The organism is Thermococcus sp. JdF3 (assembly GCF_012027495.1).
Lineage (GTDB): Archaea > Methanobacteriota_B > Thermococci > Thermococcales > Thermococcaceae > Thermococcus.
In genome coordinates this window covers 44,972-66,497 of sequence record NZ_SNUK01000005.1, presented here as the reverse complement: position 1 = coordinate 66,497, position 21,526 = coordinate 44,972, and the positions used below count along the sequence as shown (strand labels likewise).

The following is a 21,526-nucleotide window of genomic DNA, read 5'->3' as shown; positions in this document are numbered from 1 at the left end:
AAAACTTTCATCCGAGCATATCCCCGAGCATCCTGTTGAGCTCGCCCATTATGTCTGTTTGGATGGTTTCTTCGTAGCTGGCGAGTTTCACGCTGTAGTGCTGGTCCATAACGTTCAGGTCGAAGAATATATCCGCCCTGACCTTGCTGACCTCACCGCTCTTGATGTGTATCGCCCAGACCTTCGGCAGGGAGTCCTCTTCGATGTAGGTTTCGACGTCGATGGTCGCGTAACCGTTGGCCGGTATGATTGCCCCTTTGATGGTCTTCCCGTAGCCGATTCTAATACCGCTGGCGTAGGCGTCGAAGCTCACGTTGCTCACCGGAACCGGGAACCGGTTGGGATTGTAGAACTTCATATGGGCTATGATAACGGCCTTTCCGTCCCTCTCACCGGCCCAGTCGAAGGTCGTCTCAACCAGCGCCGGGCTCTTGACCAGTCCCCCCGCGAGCTCCCTGCTCTCCGCGGTGAGGTTGAGGTACGCCAGCACGTTCTCGCTTATCTCCTGCCGAATGTCCGCATCGACGGGTATCACCTTCAGGAGCTTCCCGTGGAGGGTTATGAGAACCGTGCCCCGCTGTCCATCATCGAGGTACCTGGCGAGGGAGCGAACGAGGTTGTGGTTGTCGATCGCCATAACCATGCTCACGTCACTGCCGGTTGCGCTGTAGTCGAACCTCTCGACCCGTGCGATGGGTATCCCGGTGAACTCTATGGTCATGTTCTCTATCGAGGCGGGGATGAGGAGGGGCCTGTTGAGCTTTGCGTCTATCCATATCTCGGTTGTTTCCTCGTCCACGTAGCCCCACTGGGCGCTAACGCGGGGGCTGAGGGTGTAGGCCGCGTAGGCGACGTAGCCCACCCAGACGATGAAGATTAACGCCAGTCCGAGGAGGAGGTACTTGAGGTTCATTTCTCCCACCTTTGGATTTCTATATTCAAAGCCCGTTTAAAGCTACCGCTCACTTCCTCCTTCCCCTCATGTACGTGTAGAGCACCACTACAACCACCAGGACCCCGATGGCGATCGCCAGGTTTCTGAGGTTGCTCTCGGTCTTCGTGTTCTCCCCCACGGTCATGACGACGGTTCTCTCGAAGACGTAGACGTTGTCGTCCCCCTGGTTGGGGTCACCGACGGCCCTTATCCGCAGTCCTATGCTGTAGTCCTTGGGTATCGCGTTCTTGTCTATCCTGAGGACTATCACGCCTTCCCCGACCGCCCCCGGGGCGAGATCGCCGATGTAATCCGTCCTCTTGTCCAGGCTGAAGGGCTGATCCGCCTTCACGACGCCCTCGATGAGAACGCTTGTAGCCTTCTCGCCGCCGGTGTTCTTCAGTTTGATGTAGACGTTGACGGCCTCTCCCTGGAGGGGTTCGGGGTCGAAGCGTACCCCGACCACCTCGATGTTCGGCTTCGCGCCGATTATGACCGGAACCCTGAGCGTGACGTTCTTCGTTATACCAAGGTCGTTGGTGTAGGTCACGAGCAGCGGTATCTCGTAGGTTCCCGAACTGGCGTTATTGGCGACGTTTATCTTGAAGGATGACTGTGCGGAGTCACCTTTCCCCAGGCTTCCGAGGCCGAGCATCTGCTCGCTGCTCTCGCTGAGTGAGAAGGGCCACTCCGGCATTGGTTTCACTGTCACTGTCCTTGCAGTCCCGGTCCCGACGTTGTCCACCTGGAAGCTCACCTCGATGTTGTCGGTTCCGGGGATTATCTTGCCCGGGGACGTTGAGACCTTTGAGAGTATCAGTTGCGCCCTTCCGGTTACGTCTATTCCCACCAGCCTTTCGTCGGTTATCTCCTCCTCGTTCGGTTCGGTGAGGTACTTCAGCTCTATCCTGAGCGGGTATATGCCGTTCTCCAGCCTGTCGTTGGCCTTGATTCTGAACTCGAGGGTCGTTTTATCCCCCGGCTGAAGTTCCGCCACGTACTTCACGTTGTCCTCTCCAATGGGCAGGAATGCCTCTATGTTCTGCTTGGCGAGCTGGGCCATTATCTGATTGAGCGCGTCCTGAAGGCTTCCGCTGAGCTGCTCGCTCCCCTGCAGTGGAAGCTGCGAGAGTGCCGAGAGATCAACGTTCTTTATCTCTCCCTGGACGGGCACTTTGTATGAGCTTATCTTCAGGCTGAGGGCCTTAACCGGCTCGGCGCCGGGGTTCTCCAGGGTAAAGCGCACGGTAAAGGTATCTCCGGGGCTTATCTCCATCGGTTCGGTCTCAACCCTGGTTATCTCAACGAACGCACTGCGCTTCTGATATATCCTCAGCGCGACCACGTTGTATGACTGGACCATGCGCATGTTTTCTCCTATCCCGGTGAAGTAGATGATGCCCACGTACACTGGATATATCCCGACGTCCGCGTTGGGGTTTATCTTAATCTTGAAGGTCAGCGTGGTGCTCCCCTTGGGTTCGATGTACTCCACGTACTGGACCGAGCTCCACTTTGGATAGAAGACCTCCTGGGAGAGAACCGTGGAGAGACCGCTGGCGAGGGAGGGGGTGTTGTTGAACGCTATTGGCTCGGGGGATACGAAGACGTTAACGTATCTGGCCTTTGTGGCACCCTCGTTCTTCAGCGTTACCTCCACCGTCGCTGTGTCCCCGGGATGCACGTACTCCGTGATCCTGACGGTCGATACGATGTTTCCGGGGGCCGTGGCTCCCTTCCACTGGGGAGGTCCGTTCACAATCACCCTGGCGACGTTGGGGTAGACCTCAGGAACGCTCAGCGTGACCGTTCTGTTATCCACAGTGAACTCCACGGTATCGCCCTCTTTGATCGGCATCGATTTGGGGTATGTTATCGGTTTGGTAACGTCCTCCTTCGTTATTCCAAGCTCCGGATGTTCGTCTATGGTCTGCATAACCGCCTTTGCTATCTCCTCGGGGGACGCGTGGTTGAGCCACTGGTAGAAGCCGTAGGCATTGGCCAGCAGGCAGGCGTTGAACTCCGCGGTGTCGTTCACGTATCCCGCGCACTCCTCCACGTCATAGCCCCGGGTTTCGGCCAGGGCTACCAGGAACTCCGGATTTGCCAGAAGACGTGCCATCTTTTCGGGATCCGGGACGTATATGGTGACGTACTCTCCTCCGATTAGCTGACCGTCCTTTGTTATTATGAACAGTGCGTATTCATCCCCCGTGGTGTAGTTGACCGTCGTGTCCACCAGGGTTATCACGAGGGGCCCCACTAGGATCGATTCCCCTTTATCCATGTATCCGTCGAAGAGGAGGGCCTCGTACGTTGCAAGGGCAGGCTTTCCTCCCAGCGGGAGAATGAGCATTAAAATGACCATGAGCGCGGCCTTTTTCATTCCCTATCACCTCCGATATTCCGTCCGTAGAAGACCTGCAGCAGCGCGGGCGTGACGAGGTACGTGGCCATCATCGAGGCGAATATTCCAAAGGCAAGGGTTACCCCGAAGTCGTGTATCGTTGGAAGCTCACCCGCGAGGAGCGCCAGAAATCCTCCCGCGGTCGTCAGCGCACCTGCGAGTATGCCAGGCCCGACGCTCCCTACGGCCGTGACTATCGGCCGCGTGCTGCCCTCGTTCATCTCCTCCAGGAAGCGATGGGTGAGGTGCATGCCGTAATCGACGCCCAGGCCGACTATCATGGATATAACCCCCGCGAGGCTCTGGGTGAATGGAATGCCCGCGAGCCCCATGAAGCCCACGGTCCAGAGCGCCCCGAGGAACATGGGGGTTATCATTGCCAGGGCCACCCGGACTCTTCTGAAGAGGAGCATGACGATGAGGACAACGAAGATCGTTCCGTAGGTGGAGATGCGGTTTATCTCAACGCTGGTGAGCTGGTCGAGGACGTAGTTCAGGTACAGGTCGCCGGTCAGGGCCAGCCTCACCCCGGGCGGAAACTCCGTCCCCTGGGCCAGCGCGGTCTCATCCTCGAAATAGCGCATTATCCTCCTGAACTCGTCCATACTCGCACCGCCGAAGTCCCCCGTGAACTTGATCACTGCCATTGAGTAATCCGATGAGACCAGGCCGGATCCCTGGTATGAGGCCAGTGCCTCCTTTATCTTTTCATCGTCGTTTGGAATGTAGCCGTACTGCCTGTAAACGACGTCGGCCAGGCTCTCGGAGCTGAAAACCCCGTTGTAGTAGGAGTCCGCCTTCACCTGATTCTCGAAGCGGTACATGGCCCTCACGATGGCGGGGTTCCTAACGTCGTCCGCCCTCACCAGCACGTACAGCTCGTCCTGGCCCCCAAACTCAGTTCTCACGTCCATGAGTGCCTCTATCTCGGGCATTCCTGGGGGGATGAACTTTTCCAGCCTCACCTCGGTTGTAACCTGCGTCACACCGTAGGCGAAGATCAGGGTGACCAGAAAAACCGCCCCGAGAAACGCGTGGGGCCTTGCCTTTATCGCCTTCCCAAGGGAGTGGAAGACACTTCCTATGAATCCCGAGCTCGAACGCACCTCTGGGGCAACGTAGTGTCCCCCCAGCTTCTTCATAACGTCCTCCTCCAGAATTATGACCGCGGGGGTTATCACAACGGCGTTGAGGGCCGCCAGGCTCAGACCGAGGATGAGTGTGGTTGCGAGGTTGTGGAGCATGGGGAGGGTGGAGAGGTACATGGCCGCGAAGCCCGCTATCGTTGTAAGCGCCGCGCCGAGGAGTGCTTTCCCCGTTTCGGCGACCGCCTCCGCCGCGGCCTCTTCGATGTCCCTGCCGTTGCGCCTCTCCTCGTAGTAGCGGTTCGTGACGTGGATGCCGTAGTCTATTCCCATACCGATGAGCATCGCGCCTATCGTGGTCGTCGCCAGATCCAGGGGAATGCCCGCCAGCCCCATGAATCCAAGCGTCATGGCCACCCCGAAGATGAGGGGAATGAGGGGGATGGCGGCTTTTACCGGGGAGCGGTAGAAGTAGAGCAGGAGCGCGATGACGAGGATGAAGGATATGGCCATGGTCTTGTTGAGATCGCTCTGGAGGAGCTGGAGGATGCGGTAGGTTATGCCTATGTTGCCTGTCTGAATTACCTCAACGTTCTGAGGAAACTTGACGATCTCCATGTCCTTTTGCACTCCCTCGTACACCCTCACCAGCGTCTCAGTCTTTTTCTCCCTGCTTATTGTCACCACTATCATCGTCATGGTGTAGTCCCTGCTGACCAGGGAGTACCTCTGCTCCGGCGGGAGCATGTCGAGGACGAACCTGGCCTCCTCTTCAGTCCGGGGGAGCCTGCCGAGGACCTGCATGTACACGTCGGCTATGCTGATGGTGTCCGTTACGTACTCCCTTTCCCTGAGCCGCTGCTCGAGCTCGTAAACTGCCTCTATAACCCCGGGGTCGCGGATGTCGTAAACGCCGCCCGGTTCGATTGAGTTTATCTTCACCACGATTATCGTGCTGTCGCCGCTCTGGAACTCGTTCTGCAGGGCGTTGTAGTCGTCTATGGCCGGGTTGCCCTCGGGGAGCATTGAGCTGAGGTCGCTCTCAAAGCGAAGCTGGCTCATTCCATAGATGGAGACGACTAGCAGAAACAGTGCTATCAGCGCGAAGGCAACCCTGTACCTGACTATAACCCTCGCCGCCCCCCTGAGCACGTCCATTAGCTTACCTCCAAACTTTCGGAAACTTCCGAAAGTTTTAAATATGTAGAACTTAAAAACCTTTTGTCAGAGGCCACGGATGAAATCGAGGTGCGGACGATGGGTATTGAGGAGGCCAAGAGGATAGTCATGGAGCACTTTGCCGGGGCCGCGAGACGCTTCGGCTTCAACGAGCTTTACGGGTACATATACGGGGTTCTCTTCCTTGCGAGCGAGCCGATGAGCCTGGGTGAGATTGCGGAGACCACCGGCTATTCGCTCTCCCACGTGAGCACCGCCCTCAAGTTTATGGAGCGCATAGGGCTCGTGGTGAGGATAAAGAAGCCCGGCGACAAGAAGGCTTACTACCGCGCCACCAAGCTCCTGAAGGACTGGCGTCAGGCCGCCTACTACATGAAGATAATGGAGGACATACAGCAGACGAGGGCCAACCTCGAGAGGGCTTTGCTGGAACTCGAGGGCGAAGAAGGGGATGAGGCTGAGTCAATACGCGAAAGCATCGCACTTGCAATGGAGGGAAACGCACTCGCCGGCAGGATTCTGAAGTTCCTGATGGAACATGAGGATGAGGAGGTCCTTGAGAGGCTTCTCAACTGCCTCGAATCGGGTGAAAAGCGGTAGCTTTAAAACCGGCGGTCTGTACTCCAGACGGGTGGAATAATGGGGTTCGTTTCATCTCTCCTCTGGGCGTTCTGGTACATACTGCCTGCCTACGTTGCCAACGCCTCCCCCGTGCTCGTTGGAGGAGGGAGGCCCATAGACGGGGGCAGACACTGGAGGGACGGCCGAAGGGTGTTCGGGGATGGAAAGACCTGGCGCGGCCTCATCGGTGGTGCCTCCGCGGGAACCCTCACGGGACTCATTCAGTACTTCATCACTCCTGGCTTCTACGGGGCCCTTAAAACCGCCCTCATGCTCGCTTTTCTGCTCTCGTTCGGTGCCCTTCTCGGTGACCTCGTGGGGAGCTTCTTCAAGAGGCGCGCGAACCTCCCCCGCGGCGCCCCGGCCATAGGCCTCGACCAGCTCGGTTTTCTCATAGCGGCTCTGGCCCTCGCGTATCCGGTTAAAACCCTCGACTCGGGCCAGATAATCTTCCTCCTGGTCGTCTCGCCCTTCGTCCACTGGGGGGCCAACTACTTCGCCTACAGGATGGGCTGGAAGAGCGTGCCGTGGTAGCGGAACCGTCCAGCAATCCTTTTTAACCCTCCACCCAACTTTTTCCGGTGGTGTGAATGAGGGTCACGGTCAGGTATTTTGCCCGCTACCGCTCCCTCGTCGGGAAGGGCGAGGAGGAGCTTGAGGTTCCAGAGGGGATAACGGTTCTCGAACTCATCGAACTGCTGAAGGAGAGACATCCTGTTCTCAGGAACGAGGTCTTCGCGGAGGAGGACGACCTCGCCGACGTCAACGTCTCCCGCAACGGCCGCTACGTCCGCTTCGACGAGGTATTGAGGGACGGCGACATCGTGGCGCTATTCCCCCCCGTGAGCGGTGGCTGATATGCTGAGCGGAAAGGAGATCGAGCGCTACGACAGGCAGATAATGATCTTCGGGCGGGAAGGTCAGGAAAAGCTGAAGGGTTCGAAGGTGGCCGTCGTCGGTGTCGGCGGCCTCGGAAGCCCCGTCGCCTACTACCTCGCCGCCGCGGGGATAGGGAGACTCCTCCTCATAGACGAGCAGGAGCCCGAACTCAGCAACCTCAACAGGCAGATACTCCACTGGGAGGAGGATCTGGGGAAGAACCCGAAACCACTATCCGCCAGGTGGAAGCTGGAGCGCTTCAACTCCGACATTGAAATCGAGACGTTCGTCGGCAGGCTGAGCGAGGAGAACATCGATGGGGTTCTTGAGGGCGTGGATGTGATAGTTGACTGCCTCGACAACTTTGAGACGCGCTTCCTGCTCGACGACTACGCCCAGCGGAATCGCGTGCCTCTTGTTCACGGTGCCGTGGAAGGCACCTTCGGCCAGGTCACGACAGTGGTGCCCGGTGTCACCAAGAGCCTGCGCGAAATCTTTCCGAAGGTGGGGAAAAAGAAGGAGAAGTTTCCCATCCTCGGTGCAACGGCCGGAGTCGTCGGCTCGATTCAGGCGATGGAGGTCGTGAAGCTCCTCACAGGCATCGGTGAGCCCCTGCTGAACAAACTTCTCATAGTTGATCTTGCCTTCAACACCTTCGACGTCGTTGAGCTCAGGTAGATGGCTCCTTCACGCTCCTCTTCTCGTTTATTGAGTCTATCTCGAATGTCTCGCTCCACTTCCCGTCCTGCTTTATCGTCATCTTACCGAGGGTTGGGTCATCAACGTTCGTCTCTGAACTAACGCTGAAGCTCAGTCTGCCCCCGACAAGCCTTCCATCGCTGAACCATAGCTCCAGCAGGCCGTCTTTCACACTTACGGTGGTGTCGGGTGACGCCGCGAAATAAACCATCGCGAGGGGCTTAATCCGGTAGTCCGGGATGCGGTAGGTCAGCTTCGTGACGGCCCCGGTCTCGACCGAATCTGGCTTTTCCTTCAGGTATTCCCTGGCGAGGCCGACGATACTGTACCTCCAGAGGATATCGCTCGCGGTACTGTCTTCCGTCCTCACCCAGCCGGCGATGGTCTGGATGTAGGTGACGTTGCCGACGACGATCCTCGATGTGTTGGTCCTCGCCCCGTCGGGCAGGCTGACTGTTGTCGAGTTTATCCAGGCGCTCCAGGATTCAAAGTCCATGTATCCCCTTTCGAGTATGCGGAGGGTCACGTTGTCCCCCTGGGAGGTGCCGTTCCCTTCGATCGCCACGAACATCTCAAGGCTGGTGTTGCTTGTGTAGGTGAACTGTCTAATCCCGGATACCCCTTGTAGCAGGGCGTTTACATCCGGCCCCGCGGGGGTTTCAGCCACGGTCTGGCTCGGCGTCGTGGTGGTCTGGTGGGCGGTGGTTGTGGTTGGAGCGGTGCTCTCGCTTTCTGCAGTGGTGCTTTGAGTCACGCTTGAGCCGCCCCCTCCGAGACAGCCCGCCATCGCGCCGGCCAGGAGGACTACGATGAGAAGGAGCGCGTACCTCTTCATCTCATCCACCTGGAGAGGCTGCGGCCGGAACCACTTAAACCTTTCCACCGCGCGGTTTTTAATCTCCATGGCCCTATACCCGAGGGGGATATGCATGAAGGTGAGGCTCACGAAGGAACCCTTCGACCTGAATGAGGCACTGGGATACCTGCTCGTTCCCGAGGCAGGTGGCTACGTGTTTTTCCTGGGCAAGGTGCGGAACGAAAACCACGGGAGGCGCGTCAGGAAGCTCGTATACGAGGCCTATCCGGAGATGGCGGAGGCGGAGATGGAGCGGATAAGAAAGGAGGCCCTTGAGAGGTTCCCCATCCTTGACATGCTCATATGGCACCGCTACGGGGAGCTGAAGGTCGGCCAGGATACGATACTCATCATAGCCAGCGGGAGACACAGGAAAGAGGCATTTGAAGCGTGTGAATGGGCCATAGACGAGGTGAAGAAACGCGTGCCCGTGTGGAAGAGGGAGGTGACCGACGAGGGCGAGTTCTGGATAGAGGGGGACAGGACGGTTCCCCTGAAGCGACAGTGAATTTTCCATTTTTTGCAGACTACTCTTAGTGGTATGCAAAATCGGAATAGAAAAAGTATATATACGATTCCCCCTATTCTCCCGGTGGTGATGTTCGGTGGAGAAAGTGGCTTATGATACCGCTCATTCCTTTGGTATAGACCTCTCCCCCAGGGTAACGTCGGTGGCAAAGCCCCCCTGGAGCAACAGGCGCCACAACGGCGGACTCGAGAGGCTCATACTCCAGCTTGGTGCGGGTAGGGGTAGGTTCTCCGAACTGACCGGGATTCCCCGCTCGATTGGGTGCATCGGGAACAACTCTTTTATCCTCCGCCGGGACCCCCTGAGCGTTGAGCGCGTCAGGGAGCTTATCAGGGAGTTTCTGGAGGCCGGTGGAAGCGAGCTCTGGCTGACCAACTACGACAGCATCGGGTACCTCCTTTCAACGGCCGCGTACGCCGTGGAGATAGGTGTTCCTGAGGTCTACGCTGTGGTTCTTCTCGATGACCTGGACGAGATAAAGCCGGTGGAAGGCGTCCGTTTCATCGCTGAGCTCGAGTACTCCCCGGAGAACATCCGGCGGCTTGAGGCTCTGGACTGGCTCCACGGTGCCCTGGTGATAATCAAAGGTTCCGACCTGGACGAGCTCAGGGGCCTCAGGACTACCTTCCCGGGGGAGATTTACATAGACGTTCTTTATCCCGGCTCCGCGAGGAAGCTCGACTTCAACGTCATTGAGCTGAGGCGCATACTCAACCCAGCCACCGAGAGGTACCACGACTGCCTGGCGGGGACCCTTGCTATAACGGCCGACGGCTACGCCCTTCCCTGCCCACTCCTCAGGAATAACGTGGTGGCGGATGCCAGGGAGGTTGGGATTAAGAAGATGCTTCGGAAGAGGCGCCTCAAGGAGTTCTGGAGGATGACAAAAGATAAGATCGAGGCCTGCAGCACGTGCCCGTTCAAATACATCTGCCACGACTGCAGGGCCCTCGAGTATCAGGCCACCGGCGAGATAGACGGCATAGAGTACTGCCAGATAGTCCTCTGACGTCAGAATTCCAGGATGGAGCGGTATCCGCTCCCGTCTTCTTTAACCATTCTTGAATACCTGTCCCGCAGGTTGTTGTCGTTGAGTTCCTTGAAAATGGGGTCGATGTACTCGATGAGGAGCTTCTCCACGTAGCCGCTGAACTCCAGTATCTTGCTTCCCATGTCTTCCTTTGACGAGAAGAACCATTCAAGCAGGTATCCGTAGCCGGGCAGGACTCCGACCGTTATCTCGTACTCCTTGAACCTCTCAAGGATGGTTTCATCGAAGTCCTTCGCCAGCCCTATAACGGCCCTGTCGTGAACGTTCACGTCCACCAGGGGGACGAACCGCCTGATGATCTCTTCGTCCTGGAGCCTGTTTATCATGTACCTGATTGTCGGACGGCTCTTCCCCAGCCTTCGGGCTATCTCTGTTATGGGGGTTCGGGCGTCCCACTTGAGGATGTCCATAAGAACCGCGTAATCGTGGCTTAGGTACCAGTCCCCAAAGTTGTCGTCGCCGCTGTAGGGATACACCCTCACCTCGTAGTACTCGTAATCGTCCGAGTACTTTGAGAGCATCTCCCCAATGAGCTTCCTCTGCCTGTCGGGAATGTGGAACACGATGGAGAAGCCGTTCTTGAATCCGAAGGCCGGGTTTGCGTAGCTTACGAAGGGGTTTTTCATGAGCCGGTACGCGACTTCCATTATCCTGTCCGACGGCACGCTCAGAAACGTTATGAAGCTTCTCAGTCCGATCTTTTTTACGTTGTAAGAAGCGCTCACGGTCAGGTATTTCCCGTAATACTTGTCGTAGAGTCTCTTGAGCCGATAGTAGTCTATCCCCTCACTCTTGGCTATCTTTTTCAGACTCTCCATGGGGTACCTGTCGAGGATTTCAACCAGGAACTCCAGCTCGGACATGACCGGTTCGGTCATTTTACTCACCGTTTCATCGGACGAGAAAAGGTTATATCGGTCGGGATATTAAATCCTTCCGGTGGTGACCATGGTAAAGATAGAGGTCGTTGACATCGAAAAGCCGGAGGGCGTCGAGGCCATAATCGGGCAGGGCAACTTCTCTATATTCACCGTGGATGACCTCGCCAAGACCCTTCTGACGACGGTTCCGGGCATAAAGTTCGGGATTGCCATGAACGAGGCGAAGCCCCAGCTGACGCGCTTCAGCGGCAACGACGAGGAGCTGGAGAAGCTCGCAGCAAAGAACGCCCTCAGGATTGGGGCGGGCCACGTCTTCGTTGTGCTCATGCGCAATGCTTTCCCGATAAACGTCCTCAACGCCGTCAAGAACCATCCCGCAGTGGTTATGGTCTACGGGGCTAGTGAGAACCCACTCCAGGTCATAGTCGCCGAGACGGACCTGGGACGGAGCGTCCTGGGAGTCGTGGACGGCAAGGCCGCCAACAGGATAGAAGACGGGGAGCTCAAGAGGGAGCGCAGGGAGCTCGTGGAGAAGATAGGCTACCGGATCGACTGAAGAACCGGCAACCTTTTTTACCCACCTCCCCTCTTCTCCTCCGGTGATGGTATGAGGCTGGCTTTTATCACTTCTAACCCCGGAAAGGTTGAGGAGGCGAGGAAGTACTTCGAGCCCCTCGGCGTTGAGGTCTACCAGCTCCGGTTTGAATACCCAGAGATACAGGCGGACACCCTCGAGGAGGTTGCCGAGTACGGGGCCCGGTGGCTCGCGGAGAGGCTCGACGGCCCGTTCTTCCTCGACGACTCCGGCCTCTTCATCGACGCCCTGAAGGGTTTCCCTGGTGTGTACTCCGCCTACGTTTACAGGACCCTGGGAATAGACGGCATCCTCCGACTTATGGCGGGCGTTGAGGACAGAAAAGCACACTTCAGGAGCGTGATAGCCTACTGGGACGGTGAGGTTCACCTGTTCACGGGCCGTGTCGATGGGGAGATAACCAGGGAGAAGCGCGGGACCGGCGGCTTCGGCTTTGACCCGATATTCATGCCTCAGGGATTCGACAGAACTTTTGCCGAAATGACAACGGATGAGAAGAACAGTATATCACATCGTGGAAGGGCTTTAAAAGCCTTCTCAGAGTGGCTAAAGGAAAACCTTAAATAAGCCTCATGTTCCAAAGTTAACAGTAATAATTGAATGAATGACGAAGGGGGTTGCGATGGTAAACACTCTTGATGCCACCGATTTGAGGCTGTTGAAGGAACTCAAGGAGAACGCGAGGGAGAACATAGCCTCGCTCAGCAAGAAGCTCGGCATACCCCGAACTACCGTCCACTACCGCATCAAAAAGCTGGTCGAGGACGGTGTCATCGAGAAGTTCACCGTCAAGCCTGACTACAAAAAGCTCGACCTCGGGACCACTGCCTTCATCCTCGCCCGCTACGAGCCTGATTCCGGCCTGAGCCAGCGCGAGGTGGCGGAGAGGATAGCGGCGCTCGAGGGCGTCTACGAGGTCCACATAATAGCCGGTGAGTGGGACCTGCTCATAAAGGTGCGCGCCCCCAGCTCGGAGGCCGTTGGAAGGATAGTCGTGGACAGGCTCAGGGAGATAAAGGGCGTCGGACAGACGGTCACGATGGTGTCCTTCGTTACCGTGAAAGAGGAGCTGTGAAGGCCGGGGCGATGATCGGCGTTCTCCTTTCTGATTTATGATGATGCGAGGAATGGTGAGCCCTGCGTTTTCTTTTAAGAGCCTCCTTAGGAGGAGGTCAGAATGAGGCAGTGGTTGGTGATTGCAGAGGATTACATTTTTCTTTTGAAAGCCTTGCCCTTTATAGTGGGGGAAGTCGGTGGAAGGTGAAGGCGACTGCAGAGGGAGGTGATTTCAATCTTTGCTTTTTCCTTCTTCCCCCAGGATGGAGACAGGGGATTCCCCGTGCTGGTGCTCGGAGATGGGCCGGTTTTCATCAGTGAAGACCCGGTGGCGCTGGATGAATTCATGAGCTCCCTAAAGGCGCTCCAATCGATGGATGTTTTCCCGAAAAAGCTCTGGGACCTGAAGATAAGGGCCGAAGGTGGACGGGTTTGCCTGACCTTTCGGGGTGGTAGGGAAGTACAGGTCACCCGTAAAAAACTCGTCGAGACAATCCGGACTTCCATCCAGAACCTGAAAGCGGTTCTCAACAATAAACCTGTGCGGATGGAGTGGCTCAGGTTCAAGCTAAAGCCGCCTTCACATGAAGTGCTTGAGATGTTCGGTGAACCTGAGGATATCATGGACGAGTACGAAGTTCAAGTTTACGGGAGCACGTACATACTGGAGGCGTTCGTTAATCTCGAGGGGTACGTTAAGGAGCTTAAACTTCTCAAGGCTTTCGTGGCGGACGGCAAACTGCCTGCGGAGGAGTGGCGGGTAAAGCGGAACGTTGATGGCGAAATCAAGAGGCTGTCTTCCAAGGGGGCAAAAAAGCCGGAGGATAGGGGCCTTCTCTGCGAACTGGCGGGCCTTAAAAAGCTCTCAGCAGGAGCGGCTCCTCCCTTCGTTCGCTTTACCCTTTCAACCTACGACCCCTTTGAAGTTCTCTACGCGGCAGACTCTGGAAAGGGCGAATTTTTGCTGGCATTCGTCCTGTATTCCGGTATGGCAGTCAAAGTCCCAAAGAACGTCCTCCTAAGGGCCATTGATGAGGCCATCAAAGATGCAGAAAAGGAACTCGAAAGGGTAAAGCTGCCCGGGAGGTGAGCTCGTGTCCTTTTCCATCTTTTTCTTTGGTTGGGAGAAGGTTCTCAGGGGGAGATTTCCGTTGATGACTTGACGATTGCCCTTAAACACGGGGAGAAGGTTATTCCACTGGGCGAATGCTTCGCCAGAGGCGCAGTTGGAGACGTTATTGATGCTCACATCACACAGCACTCGTAGATTATCTCCACCTCCCTCACCGTTTTTGCCCACTCAATGACTTTCCTCGGCGGGTTCGTCAGCCTGTCGATGCCGGCCAGAACCGCCCCCCTGTCAAAGTCAAGCCTCCACCGTCCCAGGGGCCTCATACAGCCTATGCTCAGCTCCCCGTCAAAGCGCTCGCGTGCGTATTCAACCACCCTCAGGCTCTCCTCGACGCCCGGCTTTGGAACGTTCTCCATCTCCGTTCCCTTCGTCGGGATGAGCACGTCCAGCACGAGGACGTCTATGGGATACTCCACCAGCAGGTCTATCGCCCGGTACTCCCAGCCGATTCTGCCGAAATCCAGCCCGATGGTTATGTGCGGCGTCACCCTGACGCCTGCCCCCGTGAGCAGGTCCAGGATTCTCAGGTAGTCCCCAACGGTCTTGTCTATCCCGTAAACGCGCCTTATGACGTCGTCGTCGCCCACGAAGTCGAGGGAGACCACATCGACGTACCTGACCCACTCCAGATCGCTCTCGTCTATGAACCCGACGTGGGCGTTGAGCTTTAGGTTCGTCCTCCTCTTTATCTCCCTCAGTTCGTCAGCGTACCTATCCAGAGGCACCTTGAGCCTTGAGTCCATTCCGCCGCTCAGCAGGCAGCCGGTGTAGCCTTCCCTCTCGAGACCGAGGCAGTAATTGACCAGCTCTTTTCTCGTCGGCTTCCTCATTCTCTCGAGGTAGTGCTTCCCGCAGTGGGCGCAGTTCAGCGCGCAGTAGTTGCCCGTGAGCGAGATAGAGGGAAACTTAACGCCCGGAATGTAAATTTTGAGCTTTTTCATTTAACTCACCTCAGAAAGGGGGTTGTAGGGGGCGAAGCCCCCTCCGGTGTTTAAAAGAGGAGGAAGGGTCTGGGAAACGTAGTTTCCCGGTTTATGTGGGGCGAAGCCCCACGTTCGGGGGGAGGGGGTTGGCAAGGACGTGGGGGGTGAAACCCCCCGGTCCTGCGAGGGGAATTTGATGCCGGGAATGTAGATTTTGAGTTTTTTTCGTTCTGCCATTTAAATCACCTCAGGGGGGTTGTAGGGGGCTTTGCCCCCTCCGGGGATTGCGGAGGTCCTCACGTTCTCTTTGGCAATCCGCCCTCCCTCTTAAAACCCTGACTGGACGTTTCTGTTTCATCGAAGGTTAGGAGGAACCTGAGATAGAACAGCTTTCCGAGTACCGCGAGAACCGTGAAGGAGCCCAGTATGGGCATGGCCAGAATCGCCAGAAGCCATGTTACCTCCCCGGCGTTTGCGAGGGCCGGCAGAAACGGAACCGCCGCCATGAGGAACAGCACGATTGAGTTAAGCCTCGACATCCAGAGGCTCATCTTCAGTCCCTTGATCTTCCAGAGGACACTGTTCCTTATCCCGACAGCGATGTAGTTTATCCCGGCCCCAACGAGCGCCACCACGGAGGTTATCACGAACTCCTGCGGGCCGAAGGGGAGGATGTTCTTTATGACGGCGGAATAGGTGTAGAAGGCCGAGGCGAGCATGAGAACCCACGAGAGGGCCCTGAGGAGATAGGCCAGGGTGAAGCGCTTCACCGCCCACCGTCCCAGCCTCCTGCTCACAAGCTCTGTCATGCCGATGTAATAGAGGATAGTCGAGGCCCCGAGGCAGGCTATCGAGGCGTTGTAGGACTTCGAAGCCAGGAGCACAGCGGGCAGGAGAAACAGCTCTGCCAGAATCAGTAGCGGCCGGGGTTTTATGAACTTCTCCAGCTCTACCATCTGCTCCACCAAAATTAAGGAAAAGGGGTCAGAGGAACGGGTTGCGGAACTTCCTGCCGGGATAGAGGGCTATTCCCTCGAGCTCTTCCTCTATGCGTATCAGCTGGTTGTACTTGGCGTTCCTGTCGCTCCTGGCTGGAGCACCGGTCTTTATCTGGCCGGCGTTGAGGGCAACCGCGAGGTCCGCTATTGTGCTGTCCTCGGTCTCACCCGAGCGGTGGGAGACGACGACGCCGTAGCCCGCCCTAAAAGCCGTGTATGCGGCATCGATGGCCTCGCTCAGCGTTCCAATCTGGTTCACCTTGAGGAGCAGAGCGTTGGCAGCGCCCATCTCGATGCCCTTCCTTATCCTCTTCGGGTTGGTGACGAAGAGGTCGTCGCCGACTATCTGTATCTTGCCTCCAAGCTCCCTGGTTATCAGGGCAAAGCCCTCCCAGTCCTCCTCGTGGAACGGGTCCTCGATGGAGACTATCGGGTAGCTCGAGACCAGCTCGCGGTAGAGCTCGAGGAGCTCTCCCCTGTCGTACTCCTTGCCGCCGACGACGTACTTGCCCTTGTCCGGGTGGAAGAACTCGCTCGATGCCGCGTCGAGGGCGAAGGCTATCTCGTCGCCCGGCTTGTAGCCTGCCTCTTCGATGGCCTTGATGAGAACCTCGAGCGGCTCGGTGGCTTCCTTCATCGGCGGGGCGAAGCCGCCCTCGTCACCAACGTTGACCGCGTTCTTTCCGTACTTCTCGGCTATGACCTTCTTGAGGACGTGGTAGGTCTCGCTGACCCACATGATGCCCTCCCTGAAGGAACCGGCCCCAACGGGCATTATCATGAACTCCTGGAAGTCGAGCTCGTTGCCGGCGTGAACGCCGCCGTTGATGACGTTGCTCATCGGAACGGGCATGACGTAGGCGTTGGTTCCGCCGATGTACTGGTAGAGCGGAAGGCCGAGGGCGTTGGCAGCTGCTTTAGCAACGGCAAGAGAAACGCCGAGGATCGCGTTGGCGCCGAGGTTGCTCTTGTTCTCCGTTCCGTCGAGCTCGAGCATGAGGCTGTCTATGTCCCTCTGCCAGGTGACGTCCATACCAACTATCTCGGGCGCGATTATCTTGTTCACGTTCTCGACGGCCCTCCTAACGCCCTTGCCGAGGTAGCGCTTCCCGCCGTCGCGGAGCTCAAGGGCCTCGTGGGTGCCGGTTGAGGCACCGCTCGGAACAGCCGCTCTTCCCATGCTTATCGGTGTATAAACCTCGACCTCGGCGGTCGGGTTCCCCCTGCTGTCGAGTATCTCCCTGGCAACGACTCCGGTTATCTCAAAGGGGTTCTCCATCTCAATCACCTCGGGTGATATTCTCCAAGCAGCATATAAAGCTTTTAGTCTCTCTGGGCTTGTTGTGGGGTTTTTGGCTGTTATTATAACTAGGTTGTTGCCATGTTTTGCAGAACAAAAAAGTCGAAATTTTTTTAAATTATTTTATGCATTTAACCTATTGAGGATGGTATTGATGGATATAGGTGATACAAATAGAGATTTAAACTGTATAAAGTCTGAAATAGCTGGTTTTCCAAAGTTTTTCGTGATACACGAGAGCTCGGGATACGTGGTGGAGGTAGAGCCCGAAACCTACTCTGGCCTTCAGAAAATCAAAGAAGGGGAAGGGGACAAACTAACCTCGGAAGAGCGAGCAAAACTTAGGGAACTTCAGAACTATTTGAACCAGCTCCCGCCCCTAAACCTTGAATACAACGAAGATTACGGTTTCCTCCTTGGGGGGAGCATCAACGTTTCCCAGGCCTGTAATTTCTCCTGCGTTTACTGCTACGCAAATAAAGGAACCTATACCCTCGAAAAGCCAAAACTTATGGATAAAGAGACAATCCGAAAGGCCATAGACTTCCTATTTGAAAAATCTCCCTATGGAGTGAGCATAGTCTTCTTTGGAGGGGAACCCCTACTAAACTTCCCTGCAATAAAAGAAGGCGTCCTCTATGCAGAGCAGAAGGCCAGGGAAACAAAGAAACCCGTCTTTTTCAACGTTACAACCAACGGATACCTTCTCACCCCAGAGGTGGTTGAATTCGTACTAAACCACCCCTTCAACGTGATAGTGAGCATGGATGGACCTAAAGAAATCCACGACCATAACAGACCCTTTGCGGACAACTCCCCCACCTACAACGTTGTAGCCAAAAACCTCAAGCACCTCGTTGAAGAAGCTAAAAAAAGAGGAAAGCTCCACAAGATTTCTGTGAGAGCAACTGTTCTCCCGGAACAGCTTAATAGAGTTTATGACATCTACCACCACATCAAGACAGAATTTGGAGTCCTCAACGTCGGGGTTGAATTAGCCACCCTCTCGGACAGCGTAGTAACCAATGGGCACATTGATACTTACCTGGACCAACTCAAGAAAATCGCCGTCGAAGAAGTTGAAACCTTTGGGGAGTTGGGAACCGTTGTTTACGTCAAATTCAAACAGATAATCCAGGATGTTTACAGAGGGAGAGTAAGTAGCTTCCATTGTGGCGCTGGAAAGGGAAGCGTTGCCATTGACGTGAACGGAAACATTTATCCGTGTCATCGGTTCGTCAGCATGAAGAACTTTGAGCTTAGCCACATTGAGAACTTCGAATGGGAGCATCTAAAACGCTTTGAGCTCCAAAAATACAACTTCTTCAACCATGAACCCTGTAAGAGCTGTTGGCTAAAACTCTACTGCCACGACTTTTGCTTCTACGAAAACACAATATACACGGGCAAGTGATTCATACCGCCTGCTCTGAAATGTTACTATTCGAGAGAATCTTTCAAAATAGGCTTATGGCTTTACTCCCGGCTCTGGGATGAATATGAAGAAGAGTTCGAGAAGGTGTTGGAAAAGTCAATCTCAGTCCCCAGCTCTGACCCTGAACGTAATACGGCTCCTGAGCTTGAGAGGATAGAATCAGAACACATCACGGCCACAATTTAAAGGAGGTGACAAATTGAGGGCTTTAGTCAAAACAAAGCCAAAAGTTGCCACCTTGATGGCATGCCCTGCGATAAAGGACATATGGTGTGAAGTCAAGGAGATAACCTGAATTCTTCTAACATTTTTATTTTTGTCTGCGCTGTAATCGGGAGACAGGTGATGGAATATGGATATAGTAAAGCGCTATACCTTACTTTACATCTTCATGAATACAGGCTTCATTGGGAACCTCCTCATCGTCTACTACCTCTCAAAGGGCCTTACATATGCCCAGATAGGCATCGCGACATCGATACTGACTGCGGGATTCTTCCTGTTTGAGGTCCCGACAGGTGTGGTCGCGGACAAGATGAGCAGGAAGCTCAGCGTTCTGGTGGGCTTTGCGATAAATATAACGGCCATGATATTCCTGATATTCCTTAGGGGATTCCCTATGTTACTCATTTATGCCATCGTTGCTTCGTTCGGCGCAACGTTCGTGAGCGGAAGCCTCCAAGCGTGGCTCTTTGACAACCTCAAACACCTTGGAATGGAAAGAGAATACCGGAGCCTAATGCGGGACATTAAAACCCTTACGATTCCACTCTCGGCACTAGCCATAGCGATCGGAGGAATCCTCGCCCAGCTCTACGGCTTCTGGCTTCCCCTTCTTCTTACGTTAATCCTTGAAATAGCTACCCTTATCGTGGCCTACACGATTCCGGAATATGAATTCAAAAAACCAGAGCGCTCATACCTCTCACACACTCTCCATTCATTCAAGGACATCCTCCAGCCCCAGCTCTTCTGGCTGGTGGTTCTCTCGATAACCGTCGTCATGGCCACGAACCAGTTCCGGAAGTTCTTCGAGCCCTACCTCGGTGAGATACTCGCAAAAAGCCTTGGAACGACCTTAATGGGAACCCTTGGACTCCTTGGAATTGTTGAATCCATCGTGAAGATTATCCCAAGGCTCATAGGCGTTCGCTTAAGGGACTCGTGGAGCGTTAAGGCCTACTCCCTTGCCCCGGTTGTCATTCCAGTATTGACGGCATTGTCGGTCGTTTACCAGAATCCGCTCTGGATTATTGCCATTGGGATTTTCGTTACGGTGATTCACACGGCCTTCTCCTTTAACCTTGGGATAGAGATCCAGTACAGGATTCCGAGCGAGAAGAGGGCCACCATACTGTCCGTTTACTCCATGGTCTCGGCACTGGTCATGAGCGTTTTCTACTTCATCTACGGGTTTGCCGTTGATTGGCTTGGGCTTGGGGAGGCGAGACTGGTGTTTGCCATAGCGTTACTGGTTGCTGGAATCTTCCTGAAGGCCGGTGAAATCGTGGGGCCCCTCGGGGAGACCCTACGGCTCAGGCACACGGAGGCTATCCCAAATGAGCGGTAGGCCGTATCCTAAACAATACAATGGCAAATTTGGGAATTGGATGGCCTTTGACTTTTCTTTTCTCAAGCCTCGCCCTTAGCCGGGAGGAGGTCAGTTCAAGCCGGATTGAAGCGATGGGAAGGGGTATATATATTTCCTCTCCTTATTTCCTACGGTGGAGATCATGAAGAGGGTCATGGTGCTGATTGTGTTTTTGATGTTCGCCCTAACACCCCTGGCCGAGGCCTGCATGAGCCCCACCGATGTCTATGCGGTCGAGGTCGTTCTGAACAAGCCCGGGATAATTTACGAGCCGTATCCCGCTTTCAATGCTCTTCACAATGCGATAGTCGAGAACGGTACCTTCTTCTATCGCTCCCACTACGACAAAAGGCTTGCGGTTATACTATGGAACGCCAGCGACGGTCTCCATCTGAGGATAGAGATTCCAGCAGAGTGGAGAGAGGGGGAAATGGCTAAAACAGCCTTCAACGCCTCACTCCTTATAACGACCGAGGCACTTGAAAAGCTGGAGGCTGATGGATGGAAAACAAGGGACAATCTAACTTTCACTAGGGACAACGTCACGATAACTCTGAAGCCGGTGACTGGGGGAGAGTGCACTTCGGATGGGGACTGCGCCACGGGCGGTTGTTCCGGCGAGGTCTGCGCCCCCAAGAAGGAAGCCCGGGAGATAGTAACTCCCTGCGTCTATCGCGAGTGGTACACCTGCCTCGGCCTAACGAGCTGCGGCTGCGTCAACGGCCTCTGCACCTGGAAACCGAACGATGCTTTCGAGTCCTGCCTGAGGGAGCACGGGATCAATCCGTCCAGGGTGATCCGGGCAGGGTACTTTGAGCTTGAGGTTGAGGGGGTGAACAGGTCCGATGACGAGGTGAACGCGGCAGTCAAGGACTTCCTCAGCGCCTTCGGTATCCCCTGCGACGTCCCCCTGACGCTGGTCAAGACCTCCGTAACCCGGCTTTCCCCGTCGCTGGATCCCTCAGAGGTCAACGCCTCCAAAGCCTTAAAAGCCGAGTTCGAGTGGCTGATTGAGACAGGTGCCCTTCGGATGGACGAATCGGACGTTGAGGGCGTGCTCCGGGCTGCAGAGTGGGGAAACGCGGGGCACAACTCCCACATAGGCTGGTACGAAACGGAGAACGGCACCTTTGCATGGATACCCTACGATGAGAGCCTCAACCCCCTCCTCGTCAGGTGCTTCACCCGCGGGCTTCCCGTGTACGAGCTCCCGAACGGAACGGCCTATGTTGACCCAACAGTAACCCAGCCTCCATCTACAGATGCAACCATGCCGACGGAGAGTTCACCAAACGGTGGGATATGCGGTCCTGCCTTAGTCGTTGGGCTGTCGTTGGTTGCCCTCCTCCGGAGGAGATGAACTTTTAAACTCCCT

The 21,526-nt window shown here is 55.7% G+C and carries 21 protein-coding genes; 13 read left to right on the top strand and 8 right to left on the bottom strand.

Annotated elements, in window-relative coordinates; genetic code table 11:
• Positions 1 to 7: 7 nt before the first annotated feature.
• From E3E42_RS08820 to E3E42_RS08810, 3 genes are read right to left on the bottom strand one after another with little or no spacing between them, the layout of a single operon-like run.
• Positions 8 to 913: an LEA type 2 family protein gene (locus E3E42_RS08820; RefSeq protein ID WP_167904172.1), complete on the bottom strand. Its 906-nt coding sequence runs from the start codon at positions 911 to 913 to the stop codon at positions 8 to 10.
• Between the two features lie 49 nt (positions 914 to 962).
• On the bottom strand, positions 963 to 3,320 hold the full coding sequence (locus E3E42_RS08815; protein WP_167904170.1) for a COG1361 S-layer family protein: 2,358 nt from the start codon (positions 3,318 to 3,320) through the stop codon (positions 963 to 965).
• Positions 3,317 to 5,584 (bottom strand): hydrophobe/amphiphile efflux-3 (HAE3) family transporter, encoded by a 2,268-nt coding sequence (locus E3E42_RS08810; protein ID WP_206206080.1) that lies wholly within the window; start codon positions 5,582 to 5,584, stop codon positions 3,317 to 3,319. The genes E3E42_RS08815 and E3E42_RS08810 overlap by 4 nt, the downstream gene beginning before the upstream one ends.
• A gap of 99 nt (positions 5,585 to 5,683) precedes the next feature.
• On the opposite strand from E3E42_RS08810, the gene E3E42_RS08805 reads away from it, so the two are divergent.
• The 4 genes from E3E42_RS08805 to E3E42_RS08790 are packed head-to-tail and all read left to right on the top strand — an operon-like array spanning position 5,684 to position 7,783.
• Positions 5,684 to 6,205, top strand: coding sequence for a GbsR/MarR family transcriptional regulator (locus E3E42_RS08805; protein WP_167904368.1), 522 nt, complete (start codon positions 5,684 to 5,686; stop codon positions 6,203 to 6,205).
• A gap of 39 nt (positions 6,206 to 6,244) precedes the next feature.
• On the top strand, positions 6,245 to 6,760 hold the full coding sequence (locus E3E42_RS08800) for a CDP-2,3-bis-(O-geranylgeranyl)-sn-glycerol synthase (RefSeq protein ID WP_167904168.1): 516 nt from the start codon (positions 6,245 to 6,247) through the stop codon (positions 6,758 to 6,760).
• 56 nt (positions 6,761 to 6,816) lie between these two features.
• Complete coding sequence (locus tag E3E42_RS08795; RefSeq protein ID WP_058939049.1) at positions 6,817 to 7,083, top strand: ubiquitin-like small modifier protein 1; 267 nt, start codon at positions 6,817 to 6,819, stop codon at positions 7,081 to 7,083.
• 1 nt (position 7,084) lies between these two features.
• Positions 7,085 to 7,783 carry a ThiF family adenylyltransferase gene (locus E3E42_RS08790; RefSeq protein ID WP_167904166.1) on the top strand — a complete coding sequence of 233 codons (699 nt, stop codon included), beginning with the start codon at positions 7,085 to 7,087 and terminating at the stop codon, positions 7,781 to 7,783.
• Here E3E42_RS08790 and E3E42_RS08785 read toward each other — a convergent pair.
• A complete protein-coding gene (locus E3E42_RS08785; protein ID WP_167904366.1) occupies positions 7,776 to 8,639 on the bottom strand; it encodes a hypothetical protein in 864 nt (287 codons plus the stop codon). The two genes, E3E42_RS08790 and E3E42_RS08785, sit on opposite strands and share 8 nt — an antisense overlap.
• 94 nt (positions 8,640 to 8,733) lie before the next feature.
• Between E3E42_RS08785 and E3E42_RS08780 the strand changes: the two genes are divergently transcribed.
• Complete coding sequence (locus tag E3E42_RS08780; RefSeq protein WP_167904164.1) at positions 8,734 to 9,168, top strand: molybdenum cofactor biosynthesis protein MoaE; 435 nt, start codon at positions 8,734 to 8,736, stop codon at positions 9,166 to 9,168.
• A gap of 97 nt (positions 9,169 to 9,265) precedes the next feature.
• Entirely contained in the window at positions 9,266 to 10,198 is a 933-nt protein-coding gene (locus tag E3E42_RS08775; RefSeq protein ID WP_167904162.1) for an SPASM domain-containing protein, read from the top strand.
• 2 nt (positions 10,199 to 10,200) lie between these two features.
• On the opposite strand, the gene E3E42_RS08770 is transcribed toward E3E42_RS08775, so the two are convergent.
• Entirely contained in the window at positions 10,201 to 11,118 is a 918-nt protein-coding gene (locus E3E42_RS08770) for an Lrp/AsnC family transcriptional regulator (RefSeq protein WP_167904160.1), read from the bottom strand.
• Positions 11,119 to 11,188: 70 nt separating this feature from the next.
• Here E3E42_RS08770 and E3E42_RS08765 point away from each other — a divergent pair, with 70 nt between their 5' ends.
• The 4 genes from E3E42_RS08765 to E3E42_RS08750 all read left to right on the top strand — a co-directional run bounded on the left by E3E42_RS08765 (position 11,189) and on the right by E3E42_RS08750 (position 13,862).
• A complete protein-coding gene (locus tag E3E42_RS08765) occupies positions 11,189 to 11,677 on the top strand; it encodes an adenosine-specific kinase (protein ID WP_167904365.1) in 489 nt (162 codons plus the stop codon).
• Positions 11,678 to 11,728: 51 nt separating this feature from the next.
• Positions 11,729 to 12,283: an XTP/dITP diphosphatase gene (locus tag E3E42_RS08760; RefSeq protein WP_167904158.1), complete on the top strand. Its 555-nt coding sequence runs from the start codon at positions 11,729 to 11,731 to the stop codon at positions 12,281 to 12,283.
• 55 nt (positions 12,284 to 12,338) lie between these two features.
• A complete protein-coding gene (locus tag E3E42_RS08755; RefSeq protein WP_058939041.1) occupies positions 12,339 to 12,791 on the top strand; it encodes an Lrp/AsnC family transcriptional regulator in 453 nt (150 codons plus the stop codon).
• Between the two features lie 264 nt (positions 12,792 to 13,055).
• Positions 13,056 to 13,862 (top strand): hypothetical protein, encoded by an 807-nt coding sequence (locus E3E42_RS08750; RefSeq protein ID WP_370519640.1) that lies wholly within the window; start codon positions 13,056 to 13,058, stop codon positions 13,860 to 13,862.
• Between the two features lie 155 nt (positions 13,863 to 14,017).
• Here E3E42_RS08750 and E3E42_RS08745 read toward each other — a convergent pair whose 3' ends face one another.
• The 3 genes from E3E42_RS08745 to eno all read right to left on the bottom strand — a co-directional run bounded on the left by E3E42_RS08745 (position 14,018) and on the right by eno (position 17,104).
• Positions 14,018 to 14,845: a radical SAM protein gene (locus tag E3E42_RS08745; protein WP_167904155.1), complete on the bottom strand. Its 828-nt coding sequence runs from the start codon at positions 14,843 to 14,845 to the stop codon at positions 14,018 to 14,020.
• 278 nt (positions 14,846 to 15,123) lie between these two features.
• Complete coding sequence (locus E3E42_RS08740) at positions 15,124 to 15,783, bottom strand: hypothetical protein (protein ID WP_167904153.1); 660 nt, start codon at positions 15,781 to 15,783, stop codon at positions 15,124 to 15,126.
• Between the two features lie 28 nt (positions 15,784 to 15,811).
• The gene (gene eno, locus E3E42_RS08735) at positions 15,812 to 17,104 is read right to left on the bottom strand and encodes a phosphopyruvate hydratase (protein WP_167904364.1); all 1,293 of its coding nucleotides are present in this window, start codon (positions 17,102 to 17,104) and stop codon (positions 15,812 to 15,814) included.
• A gap of 166 nt (positions 17,105 to 17,270) precedes the next feature.
• Between eno and E3E42_RS08730 the strand changes: the two genes are divergently transcribed.
• The 3 genes from E3E42_RS08730 (at position 17,271) to E3E42_RS08720 (ending at position 21,511) form a co-directional block, all read left to right on the top strand.
• Positions 17,271 to 18,539, top strand: coding sequence for a radical SAM/SPASM domain-containing protein (locus E3E42_RS08730; protein WP_240913684.1), 1,269 nt, complete (start codon positions 17,271 to 17,273; stop codon positions 18,537 to 18,539).
• 373 nt (positions 18,540 to 18,912) lie between these two features.
• On the top strand, positions 18,913 to 20,130 hold the full coding sequence (locus E3E42_RS08725; RefSeq protein ID WP_167904149.1) for an MFS transporter: 1,218 nt from the start codon (positions 18,913 to 18,915) through the stop codon (positions 20,128 to 20,130).
• A 163-nt stretch (positions 20,131 to 20,293) separates the two neighbouring features.
• Positions 20,294 to 21,511 carry a CGP-CTERM-anchored Cys-rich protein gene (locus E3E42_RS08720; RefSeq protein WP_167904363.1) on the top strand — a complete coding sequence of 406 codons (1,218 nt, stop codon included), beginning with the start codon at positions 20,294 to 20,296 and terminating at the stop codon, positions 21,509 to 21,511.
• Positions 21,512 to 21,526: the final 15 nt, after the last annotated feature.

Excerpts from the sequence above, each read along its gene's own strand:
- E3E42_RS08725 (WP_167904149.1), top strand. The coding sequence starts at position 18,913 with ATGGATATAGTAAAGCGCTATACCTTACTTTACATCTTCATGAATACA.
- E3E42_RS08800 (WP_167904168.1), top strand. The coding sequence starts at position 6,245 with ATGGGGTTCGTTTCATCTCTCCTCTGGGCGTTCTGGTACATACTGCCT.
- E3E42_RS08755 (WP_058939041.1), top strand. The coding sequence starts at position 12,339 with ATGGTAAACACTCTTGATGCCACCGATTTGAGGCTGTTGAAGGAACTC.
- E3E42_RS08720 (WP_167904363.1), top strand. The coding sequence starts at position 20,294 with ATGAAGAGGGTCATGGTGCTGATTGTGTTTTTGATGTTCGCCCTAACA.
- E3E42_RS08785 (WP_167904366.1), bottom strand. The coding sequence starts at position 8,639 with ATGAAGAGGTACGCGCTCCTTCTCATCGTAGTCCTCCTGGCCGGCGCG.
- E3E42_RS08730 (WP_240913684.1), top strand. The coding sequence starts at position 17,271 with ATGGTATTGATGGATATAGGTGATACAAATAGAGATTTAAACTGTATA.
- E3E42_RS08740 (WP_167904153.1), bottom strand. The coding sequence starts at position 15,783 with ATGGTAGAGCTGGAGAAGTTCATAAAACCCCGGCCGCTACTGATTCTG.
- E3E42_RS08820 (WP_167904172.1), bottom strand. The coding sequence starts at position 913 with ATGAACCTCAAGTACCTCCTCCTCGGACTGGCGTTAATCTTCATCGTC.
- eno (WP_167904364.1), bottom strand. The coding sequence starts at position 17,104 with ATGGAGAACCCCTTTGAGATAACCGGAGTCGTTGCCAGGGAGATACTC.
- E3E42_RS08745 (WP_167904155.1), bottom strand. The coding sequence starts at position 14,845 with ATGAAAAAGCTCAAAATTTACATTCCGGGCGTTAAGTTTCCCTCTATC.
- E3E42_RS08815 (WP_167904170.1), bottom strand. The coding sequence starts at position 3,320 with ATGAAAAAGGCCGCGCTCATGGTCATTTTAATGCTCATTCTCCCGCTG.
- E3E42_RS08760 (WP_167904158.1), top strand. The coding sequence starts at position 11,729 with ATGAGGCTGGCTTTTATCACTTCTAACCCCGGAAAGGTTGAGGAGGCG.
- E3E42_RS08795 (WP_058939049.1), top strand. The coding sequence starts at position 6,817 with ATGAGGGTCACGGTCAGGTATTTTGCCCGCTACCGCTCCCTCGTCGGG.
- E3E42_RS08770 (WP_167904160.1), bottom strand. The coding sequence starts at position 11,118 with ATGACCGAACCGGTCATGTCCGAGCTGGAGTTCCTGGTTGAAATCCTC.
- E3E42_RS08790 (WP_167904166.1), top strand. The coding sequence starts at position 7,085 with ATGCTGAGCGGAAAGGAGATCGAGCGCTACGACAGGCAGATAATGATC.
- E3E42_RS08780 (WP_167904164.1), top strand. The coding sequence starts at position 8,734 with ATGAAGGTGAGGCTCACGAAGGAACCCTTCGACCTGAATGAGGCACTG.
- E3E42_RS08805 (WP_167904368.1), top strand. The coding sequence starts at position 5,684 with ATGGGTATTGAGGAGGCCAAGAGGATAGTCATGGAGCACTTTGCCGGG.
- E3E42_RS08765 (WP_167904365.1), top strand. The coding sequence starts at position 11,189 with ATGGTAAAGATAGAGGTCGTTGACATCGAAAAGCCGGAGGGCGTCGAG.
- E3E42_RS08810 (WP_206206080.1), bottom strand. The coding sequence starts at position 5,584 with ATGGACGTGCTCAGGGGGGCGGCGAGGGTTATAGTCAGGTACAGGGTT.